Genomic DNA, 363 nt, shown 5'->3' on the forward strand with positions numbered 1-363 from the left:
GTTGTCTTTAACGTCGGCTTCAGCGTTCTTACCGTCGGCACCTGTTGCACCGGTAGCGCCGGTATCACCTTTAGCACCAGTTGCACCGTCTTTAACGATGGTAGTAGTGGTGTTACCGTCACCGTCGGTGATGGTTACAGTGTGGGTACCGTTGCCGTTGTCTTTAACATTGGCTTGTGCATTCTTACCGTCTGCACCAGTGTCACCTTTCGCACCAGTTGCACCGTCTTTAACGATGGTGGTAGTGGTGTTACCGTCACCATCGGTGATGGTTACAGTGTGAGTGCCGTTGCCGTTGTCTTTAACATTGGCTTGTGCATTCTTACCGTCTGCACCAGTGTCACCTTTCGCACCAGTTGCACC

1 protein-coding gene is annotated in these 363 nt (G+C 52.1%); it reads right to left on the reverse strand.

The genetic code is table 11. The annotated features are described in order from the left end of the window. Nucleotides 1-363: collagen-flanked surface repeat-containing protein (locus tag ACTHS3_RS16180; RefSeq protein ID WP_440368532.1), on the reverse strand; the 363-nt coding region annotated here is incomplete at both ends.

Source organism: Neisseria sp. P0009.S007, assembly GCF_051962515.1.